Annotated in this window: 8 protein-coding genes; 4 read left to right on the top strand and 4 right to left on the bottom strand. The window is 41.8% G+C overall.

The window, feature by feature from the left end; genetic code table 11:
* On the top strand, positions 1 to 625 hold a 625-nt coding region (locus ACU01J_RS20935), incomplete at its 5' end, for an IS91 family transposase (RefSeq protein ID WP_481087323.1).
* A gap of 372 nt (positions 626 to 997) precedes the next feature.
* Positions 998 to 1,843 (top strand): sigma-70 family RNA polymerase sigma factor, encoded by an 846-nt coding sequence (locus ACU01J_RS20940; protein ID WP_481087379.1) that lies wholly within the window; start codon positions 998 to 1,000, stop codon positions 1,841 to 1,843.
* A gap of 76 nt (positions 1,844 to 1,919) precedes the next feature.
* Here the strand turns inward: ACU01J_RS20940 and ACU01J_RS20945 are convergent, their stop codons facing one another.
* Positions 1,920 to 2,306, bottom strand: coding sequence for a hypothetical protein (locus ACU01J_RS20945; protein WP_481087380.1), 387 nt, complete (start codon positions 2,304 to 2,306; stop codon positions 1,920 to 1,922).
* 159 nt (positions 2,307 to 2,465) lie between these two features.
* Here ACU01J_RS20945 and ACU01J_RS20950 point away from each other — a divergent pair, with 159 nt between their 5' ends.
* Positions 2,466 to 2,978 carry a ProQ/FINO family protein gene (locus ACU01J_RS20950; protein WP_481087381.1) on the top strand — a complete coding sequence of 171 codons (513 nt, stop codon included), beginning with the start codon at positions 2,466 to 2,468 and terminating at the stop codon, positions 2,976 to 2,978.
* Between the two features lie 176 nt (positions 2,979 to 3,154).
* On the opposite strand, the gene ACU01J_RS20955 is transcribed toward ACU01J_RS20950, so the two are convergent.
* The 3 genes from ACU01J_RS20955 to ACU01J_RS20965 all read right to left on the bottom strand — a co-directional run bounded on the left by ACU01J_RS20955 (position 3,155) and on the right by ACU01J_RS20965 (position 5,638).
* Positions 3,155 to 3,484: a hypothetical protein gene (locus ACU01J_RS20955; RefSeq protein WP_481087382.1), complete on the bottom strand. Its 330-nt coding sequence runs from the start codon at positions 3,482 to 3,484 to the stop codon at positions 3,155 to 3,157.
* Between the two features lie 12 nt (positions 3,485 to 3,496).
* The gene (locus tag ACU01J_RS20960) at positions 3,497 to 4,081 is read right to left on the bottom strand and encodes a DUF2913 family protein (protein WP_481087383.1); all 585 of its coding nucleotides are present in this window, start codon (positions 4,079 to 4,081) and stop codon (positions 3,497 to 3,499) included.
* A gap of 897 nt (positions 4,082 to 4,978) precedes the next feature.
* Positions 4,979 to 5,638, bottom strand: coding sequence for a recombinase family protein (locus tag ACU01J_RS20965; RefSeq protein WP_481087385.1), 660 nt, complete (start codon positions 5,636 to 5,638; stop codon positions 4,979 to 4,981).
* A 190-nt stretch (positions 5,639 to 5,828) separates the two neighbouring features.
* Between ACU01J_RS20965 and ACU01J_RS20970 the strand changes: the two genes are divergently transcribed.
* Positions 5,829 to 8,855, top strand: a complete 3,027-nt coding sequence (locus ACU01J_RS20970) for a Tn3 family transposase (RefSeq protein ID WP_481087384.1) — start codon at positions 5,829 to 5,831, stop codon at positions 8,853 to 8,855.
* Positions 8,856 to 8,951 lie beyond the last annotated feature (96 nt).

Raw genomic sequence — 8,951 nt, forward strand, 5'->3', positions numbered from 1 at the left:
TCTCATCAGGCTTCTCAGACAAAAATACAGCGACCTCAACTTATCCACATCGACCACCAATCACATTCAAGATTCCCGTCAATGGAACGTCTTTCTAGAGCGTCAATATCAACGCTACTGGAATATTCACTTTGCCAAAAAGACAAAAGAGCTAAAGCAAACGGTGAATTATCTGGGTCGTTATCTGAAGCGTCCACCGATATCCGCATCAAGGCTGCGTCATTATGGCGGGGGTACGGTGGTTTTTAAGTATCTAGACCATCGAGACGGAACGCATAAAACAAAGACGTTGACGCAAGAAGAGATGATATTGCGGTACGTGAGTCATACCCCACAGCACCATTTTAAAATGGTGCGTTACTACGGTTTTCTATCTAATAGAAAGCGTGGTCGTCTACTTCCTTTGGTGTATTTAGCTTTAGAAAAGAAGAGTTTGAAACAGGCTGACCCCCTCACGTATGCCAAACAATACAAAGGGTTTACAGGTAACGATCCATACCAGTGTGTGCTATGCGGAGGCAGAATGGAATTTACAGGTTTTATGAAAGGCCCCCAAAATGACCAACTACTGGATAATCGTCGAATGAGCATGCGTGAAGCGCGGCGATTAGGCGTGGCAGCGTAGGATAAGTCCGTCTAAATCCAGTAATTTAGTAGAAAAAACACCCACATTGTCTATAAAACAATCTGACCTTAAATCTGCAGTAAACTGTCACAATTCAAACTGGATATTTACCTCGTAAACGGCCTTGATGGTTATGATTGAGTTTCTTAACCATGAACTCAACGGTTGAACATTTTCGTTCATTACTCTCACTACTTAGTGATATAGGGTGAAACGACATCATTTTAAGCAATAGTGTCAGTTCTTGTCGTCCATATCTTGACTCTAGTAGGTGCGTTCCTCCTAACGATTTTCAATGCGTTATCTATATGTTAAATATGCCATTATGTGAATATATAATTAACAGGAAATACTGGCTAGGGAAATAATGATATGGATAGAAAAAAGCAACAAGGTGGAAGTCTGTACTCTTACTATCTCCAAGATATCACGAAGAAGGATCTGTTGAATGTTGGACAAGAACGTCACTATCTTGCTTTGTCGCAAAAAGGAGACCAGACCGCGAGAGATGTGATGATCACTTCAAACCTTCGATTGGTTGTGAAAGTCGCAAGAGAGTACACGAAACGCACTCTGAGTCATCATACCTTTTTAGATCTTATTGCCGAAGGGAATGTAGGCTTGATGAAAGCGGTCGATAAGTTTGATTTAAGTAAGGAGTGTCGGTTTAGTACTTATGCGGTGTGGTGGATAAGAGAAAGTATTGAATCGGCTATCATGAATAGAGATAGACTGGTGAGATTGCCTATTCATCGTATCAAAGAAGTTCATCGATTGTGGCGTCAAACTCATGAGATGGAATCTCGTCTTAATCATTCGCCTTCACTGAAAGACATTGTAAACAATACTGGATTAACCCCGATACATGTTGATAATTTGGTTCAGTTGAGCGGATGCATTGCTGTGAAGGCATCGGTGGATGTTGAACCCTCTCACCATAAGAGTTTGGAGACGTGTCGTTCAGAGCATATTCCTGAGCCAGTGAGTGTTTATGATGATGCTCGTCTAATGAGCGCGCTCGAGAAAACGGTGTTAAGCCTTCCTAAGCGGCACCAAGATATTCTCATTTCTCGATATGGTTTATTCGGTCAAGAGGTGAAGAAGTTGCAATGTTTAGGAGAACAGTTTGGTATGTCGAAAGAGCGAGTAAGACAGATACAGTTGGAAGGCCTTGAAAAACTTCAAAGTAAGTTAGAATTTGATGGTTGGGGAGATTAGTCTCTTGTCATACCGTCACGAGAGACAGGGATAAATAGCGACTACTGTGCTCAGCATAGGGTGGATGTTGACCTGATTAGTCATACTTTGTACCCATGCCCAATGGTGCTGTTTCAGGTAAATGTGCTTTTGGTGACTTGCTAGATAAGGTGTCATAGGCTTCTACAGGTACATGCTCTTCGCTGGCTAAGTGAGACAGTATCAAGGTACTGATGTCATTATGAATTTTAGTTAATATTTCCTTGTCGTCGTTCCGGACTTGGGGGAGAAGGTGTTGCAGTTCACACTCAATGTTTGAAAGTCGATGTAGTAGGGACTCTTCTTGCTCTGCTGTCGGTAAGGCTGTGAGCCCTAAACAATGCTCGCGCATCCAGGTCGCTAAGCGAAGTCGGGTGCTGCGCTTCATGAGGGTTAAATACTCATCATGGGTGACTCGTACTTTAATGGTTTTGTCTGATTTCATAGTTAAAGGGAAATTGGGTTGAGAGTGTTCTAATTTGAATAACATACCGCAGTGGAAGTGAACAACCCAGATGATAATAGGGATTCTCTTCTCTTATAACTTCAAAACTACTATAACACCAATGAACAATAGAGTCGTTTTATTAGGTCAGGGAGCAGTATGTTAAAAGGAACGCTTCAACGCTCCAAACGAAACCAATCTCAGAGTATTATGGCAGAGACTGACAAAAAAGCATTTGTTCAACAAAGTGAAGAGAAAACTAGGTTGGAGGCGCAAACCAAAGCCAAGCAAAATCGTATCGATATTGAAAAGCAGGCCGCGGCTCAAAAACGGGAAGAACGAGTGCAACAGGCACTGTCTTATCTGAAACAGCATTATCCCGTCTTTAACGAGGTCAGACCGCTCTCTATTGGCGCTGGTAGTCTGATATTAGAGTCGTACCGAACGTTGAAGGATAAACCGTTGCCGATTACTTACCTACAGCAAGCGATTTTGTCTTGGACCTCATCGTTAGCGTATTATCAAGCGTGTTTAACGTACACTCATCGGTATGATTTATATGCTCTCCCTGCGGAAGCATTAATGGAGAAAGACAGACGGTATGCCCGTGCTCGTATTCACAAACATCAATCAAGAGTCAGTATGAAAAAATCGGTCAGTATTAAAGAGTAAGCTTGATTGAGAGCAACAGGCACTAACCACATAGAAGTGATGGCCGTTCCGTTTAATGACGTTGATGCATTGTGGTTGTGCGTATGGCAATGCAAAGATCATTGTTTATAAGCGGGGTGATTTTTTATACTCGATTATACAAACCATTTTAAATAACGATGGACAACAGAGCGCTATTATCCAAAGATTTTTCTCAATAAATCGATGTACTGGGTCTGGTAACCTCGCACATTGAATTGATTGGTACCGCAACCTTTTTCTGCCACTCTTTGAGTGTAGGTTTCTCGTCTTTTTTGTCTTGTGCTCTCGCGACTACATAGAGGGCAGCCTATTTCACGAGATAGAAAATTGTCAGGGGAAACATGAAAATCACCGTGATGAGAGCAAATGACGGTAACGTGGATCCGGCTGTTTTCATACTGAACTTTTGAATAGTCGTATAGGTCGCCATATTTTTCCTTGGATTTGGTTAAAAATAGGGCCGTTCTTTCTTCTTTGCTTGCCATGGTTCTTCAGTGCTAAGTGACAGGGTGGAGCAGTATATGGGCTTGATGCGTATCCGTATTCCATTCCTTCAGCTCTGCGATAAAGTAACCGTGGTGGTTGATACTATCAATTAGCTCAGGAGCGCGTTCTAGTTGAATCAGCATGGAAAGCGGAGCGACTTGACCCTGATTGGAGTCGAAACAATGTTCAATCTGCTCCTCGACTAGGTAAAGAATGCCGGGTTTTGCTTGGCCACCTTCTTCAAATAACTGGGATTCCAAACCTTCTGTGTCATACAAATACACCAGTAATGAATACAGCTTCTCTGCGCCAAGCATTTTAGTGTGATTAGCCTTATCATTTAATTGGTACAATTTTCTCTCCAAATTCCCTTGTTTGTGTCTTGCGGTTTGAATCATTAAGCGCACATCTTTTTTGATGTGGCTTAATGAACGATCGTTAAGTTTGGGCTTGAGATATTTCAATAATATCTCATTGCGTTTGGCCGTTGGGACATAACGTGAACTCAATGATACCTGACACAACAGATGCAGTAGGCTATGGGTGATCAGTGTGTGTAATGAATGGTAATACTGAAAGTCTCTTCTTATTTGCATAATTCCATCAATAATTGAGAGAGTGGATGACTTGTCGTCCGTGTTATTGGATTGATCGTTAATCACGATATGGATGGCTTTGGGTAGCGGTCTGCAAAGCGTCCGTCTTTCAATTTATATAAGGGTTTGGCTGTGTATTTTCAATGGATCGCTATCTGTTGGAATGCTGACCACTTGAGACACCTTTAAGAACGTCTCTTTTTTATCTGTGTTTGATGGTTGCTGGTTGATATGACCGTGATATCTCTACTTAGCGTGCGCACTTTTTGGGACCTAAGGTTTGTGGGGCTTAGGGTGGGTACAAATGTTATAAATAGTCTGTAGCTGGCTTCTATATGGGGAGTTGCGCCCATTTCAGCGAAAAGTCCAATGTAAGCCGCCAGCCCTTTATTTATTAAGGTCTGTGAAAAAGCCCCCAAATCTGTAAACTTTGGTATCTAATTAGGTGGTAGATTTATGTTGAGGGGGATAATTTGCTTACGTGAAGGAAAAGGTAGGCGACTGAGTGGCTCATTGTCGGCGCAGTCGCGTCGTACATGCTAGGAGAAAGAATCGCTTTACAAACGCTGCCCGTAATATAAATCCAGTAATGCGTACTTGAGCTATCAATGCCATAGTTCAGCTTTAGCAGCATTACTGGGAGGGAAGTTGGATATGATTGCTCCATTAGGGCATTGAAGCTTAATACCATTTTTGCAACAAGGGCATCTAGTTGTGTAAATGCTGGTAATGCCTACATTGCTGACTCGGAAATCAAAAAAACCGTCCGTGTAGATTGAAAATTCTACTTGGCAATATGGACATCTTATTGGTTCAAGTGATGTTGAAGTTAAGCACATCAGAAAAGTATAGTCCTAAAAAAGCGGTTCTGTCAGTTCAAGCCTGAGCTAGTACAGCTTAAAGCGAGCAAGCTCCTTTGTTTTGGACATCTAAGCGTTCATTTTTTAGCTTCTTTGCTACTCGAATTACCGTTCTAGTGGACACATTCGTCAATTTCGCGGTATCACTAATACTTAACCCGTTGATAACTCTTAACTGATAGATTTTTTCGTGAAGCTGGAGGTCAGCTTGTCTTCCACGATACTTTCCCTCTTCTTGAGCCTTCCTGATCCCTTCAGCTTGCCGGCGGCGACGGTCTTGGTAATCTTTTCTCGCGATAGCGGCTAACATATCCATCATCATGCTATTGATTGCTTTGATCATCGATCTTGTAAATTCATCCGTAATTTGAGGGGAGAAGGCAATGTGACTGGTCGGTAAATCTAGACTGATAACCTTGAGTTCCTTTTGGTTCAACATTTCTTTTAATTTGAACCAACTTTCTTCATCAAGGCGAGAGAGCCTATCAATTTGCTCAATGATGATTGCATCGCCTATAGCTGTATCATCAAGCAATCGCAGAAGTTCAGGTCTTTGCAATGAAGCTCCCGATTCATTCTCAATATACCAGCCTGCTATACGGAAGCCTTTTTGCTGTACAAACTCCTGTAATGCCCTTTGCGCTCGTTTTGCATTCTGATCAGAGGTTGATGCTCTTAAGTAACCAAAGATGTACATAATTCTCTCAAAGTGACAGTTAAGTAATGATCTTATTGTGTGTGACAAATAGGTTATGACAAAAGAGGTTTTGATGTCAATTTTATGGCATGACGTATAGGTATACTTAAGTTTCACATAAAACATCGATTGTCCAATCCGACCTCTAGTATGATGTCCTCCTACTTGGGCTGATATGAAAAAGGGAACGATGCAAACTGTTAAGCCAAGCCGAATTCAAATTCTGACAGATCAAGAGGTTCATGATCTGTATTCACGCCCCGTCTTTAACCAAAGTGAGCGGGAAGAGTATTTTTCGGTAGATCCTCGTATAGAGAAGGTGCTATCAAACTTGGGGAAGGTTGAAACTCGAATCTACTTACTGCTTCTTATTGGGTACTTCCGAGCTAAGCCAGTCGTACCGAAGTTCAGATTGCGAGATGTTAAGCAAGACGTCGATTACCTTTACGCGACTTACTTTCCAACCAGAAAACCCAAATACCCGCTCATTGCCAAAAGTACTCGAGCAACATTGATATTGAAGATGTACGAAATCCTTGGATTTACTCGATTCTCTAAGGTAGATGAAAAATCGCTGCTAGAACGTCTACAAGATGTGGCAACGATTTGCACCTATCCCAAGTATATTTTTGATGAATGCTTAGCCTTCTTTGGCCAAAAACGCATTGGCTTAGCCGCTTATTCAACATTACAAACCATGATCACGTCCGTCCTAGCCAGTGAGAGGAAGAGGACAGAGTCCATTCTCTCAAGCTCCATGTCAGACACCACTCATATGCAACTTAAAAAAATACTGCATACCAAAGGGCGCTTGAATCAACTTTCTGCGCAGAAAGGCTCAGCGAAAGACTTCACCCCATCGGAACTCATGCGTGAAATTGAAACGCACAATACAATAAGAAGTGTGTATCAGGAGATAAAAGGACTCATCAATGAACTAGGGTTATCGCAAGGAAACTTAACGTACTACGCGTCTATTATTCGACACCAATCTATCTATAAGATCCGCCGTTCTCCTGAATGGCAAGGGATGCTATACATCGTGTGCTACTTGTTTTTTCGTTATCAAGAAACGAATGATAAGTTAGTCACTGCTTTTCAATATGTGACCAGAAAACTAAGGGAATCCGCCTCTGCCGCCGCTAAACAACGGATTGCAGATGAGCTTGAAGTGGTCAGAGACAAGTTGACCCACGCCGGTCACCTCCTTGGACTATTTGTCGATGACTCCGTCAGTGACCAGACTCAATTTGGTGATATTCGGCAAAATGCCTTTGAAAAGCTCTCCAAAGATGAAATCCAGCTCATTAGTCAGCACTTAAATAAGGAAAATTTTGATAAGCGACAATACGAGTGGCAATACATTGACAGCCAATATAGAAAGATCTCAAACTCGATTAGACCCCTTTTTCTAGCGATAGATATTGAATGTGAACCCGGTCAGACATTACTTTCTACGCAATTACAAGTAGCAAAATCAGAGCTTCAAAAAGAAAAGCACCTTTGTACTGCAGACCAAAGGTTACTTCTTAAGCAGGACAAAGACTATATCGTTGATAAGGAAGGCGTTAACTATCGACGTTTTGAACATTACTTGTACCAGAAAGTCTCTCGAATGCTTGATAGCAACCATATATTTGTTAATGAAAGTGCGAAAAACAAACGTCTCGAAGATGATCTTATCCCTATAACTGAATGGAAAAAGAATGAAAATCTTGTTGCCAATACAGGGTTAGATAAGTTGATTGCTCCTATCGAGCAAACCCTTGCGACATTAACAAAATCCGTACGTCACAAAATGTCTCAAGTCAGCCGTAATATCAATGATGGAGCCAATGATTTTGTTATCCATCAACCTCGCACCAACCAGCTCACTTGGAAGTTAGCCAATAAGCGTTGGAAAGACGATCTTGATAACCCGATTTACAACCAACTTCAACATATGGGCATTATCGAAATTATGGATTACGTAAATCAGAGAACCGGTTACTTAGATGCCTTCAAAAGTATCGGAACTAAGAAGCTAGGGAGTAAGGCGAGAGAAGAAGACTTACTCGCTTGTATCTTTGGCAATGGCTCTAATTATGGATTGCATCATATGTCATCGATATCTGATCGAGCCATTGGTGTTCTGAGGGCCGTAAATGATGGGTATATTCGGCCGGAGACGACAAGCGATGCCAATGATGTGATTTCAGATTCGCTGGCAAAACTTCCAATCTTTAAACATTACACAATCAATGAGTCCACCCCCTTTGGTAGTATTGATGGTCAAAAGCATGCCTGCCGTATCAATACATTCAAAGCTCGATTTTCAGCAAAATACTTCCGTAAGGGTAAAGGGGTATCCGCCCTAACGTTGGTGTCAAACCATGTGCCAATCAACACCAAGATAATTTCAGCTAACGAGTATGAAGGACATCATGCTTTTGATTTGCTCTATAACAATAGCAGCGATATTCAGCCTAAAGCGTTAGCAACCGATACTCATGGGGTCAATAACGTCAACTTTGCGATCCTTGACTTATTTGGTTACCAATTCGCGCCACGATACGCCAAATTTAAATATGTCTTCCATGATTTGTTCGAAATAGAGCATGGAGAAGCCGTATCATTAAAGCTGCGCCGACCGTTTAACACCTCACTAATCAAACGTGAGTGGGAAAATATTCAAAGGATCATTTGCTCGTTAAGTCGTAAGACAACGACACAAAGTACGATCATTACCAAGCTGTCGAATGGTAAACAGAACAGTCGAACATTAGCCGCACTTAGAGAGTATGACCGAATCATTAAGTGCCTTTATGTACTCGATTATGTTGACGATAAAGTCCTGCGACAGTTTGTCCAGCAAGCTTTGAACCGTGGCGAAGCCTACCACCAACTACGTCGAGCTATTGCTTCAATCAATGGAAATCAATTCCGTGGAGGTAATGATTATCAGATAGATCAATGGAATGATTGTGCGAGAATTATTGCTAACTGCATCATTTATTATAACTCGGCCTTGCTATCCAGTCTGATTGATAAGTTTGAGCAAGAAGGTAATCAGGAGGTGGTGAATCTGATAGCGGGTTTATCTCCAGTCGCATGGCGTCATATCCAACTTGCCGGTAATTACACCTTTGGTATTCAGAAAGACAATATTGTTCTAGAGAAACTGCTTGAGAACTTAGAGCCTTGGAGAGAGGAGAGCATGGTCGAACTGGTGGCCTAAGAAGGGTGTTAGAAAATAAGCCATTCCCTACAGCCCTTATAAATAAAGAGCTGTAGGCTCACATTGGACTTTTCGCTGAAATGGGCGCAAAACCCC

The organism is Vibrio sp. 2433-A1 (genome assembly GCF_056726085.1).

What these genes read in the sequence shown, in the direction of transcription:
- ACU01J_RS20940 (WP_481087379.1), top strand. Translation starts at nt 998, where the DNA reads ATGGATAGAAAAAAGCAACAAGGTGGAAGTCTGTACTCTTACTATCTC.
- ACU01J_RS20945 (WP_481087380.1), bottom strand. Translation starts at nt 2,306, where the DNA reads ATGAAATCAGACAAAACCATTAAAGTACGAGTCACCCATGATGAGTAT.
- ACU01J_RS20950 (WP_481087381.1), top strand. Translation starts at nt 2,466, where the DNA reads ATGTTAAAAGGAACGCTTCAACGCTCCAAACGAAACCAATCTCAGAGT.
- ACU01J_RS20955 (WP_481087382.1), bottom strand. Translation starts at nt 3,484, where the DNA reads ATGGCAAGCAAAGAAGAAAGAACGGCCCTATTTTTAACCAAATCCAAG.
- ACU01J_RS20960 (WP_481087383.1), bottom strand. Translation starts at nt 4,081, where the DNA reads ATGCAAATAAGAAGAGACTTTCAGTATTACCATTCATTACACACACTG.
- ACU01J_RS20965 (WP_481087385.1), bottom strand. Translation starts at nt 5,638, where the DNA reads ATGTACATCTTTGGTTACTTAAGAGCATCAACCTCTGATCAGAATGCA.
- ACU01J_RS20970 (WP_481087384.1), top strand. Translation starts at nt 5,829, where the DNA reads ATGCAAACTGTTAAGCCAAGCCGAATTCAAATTCTGACAGATCAAGAG.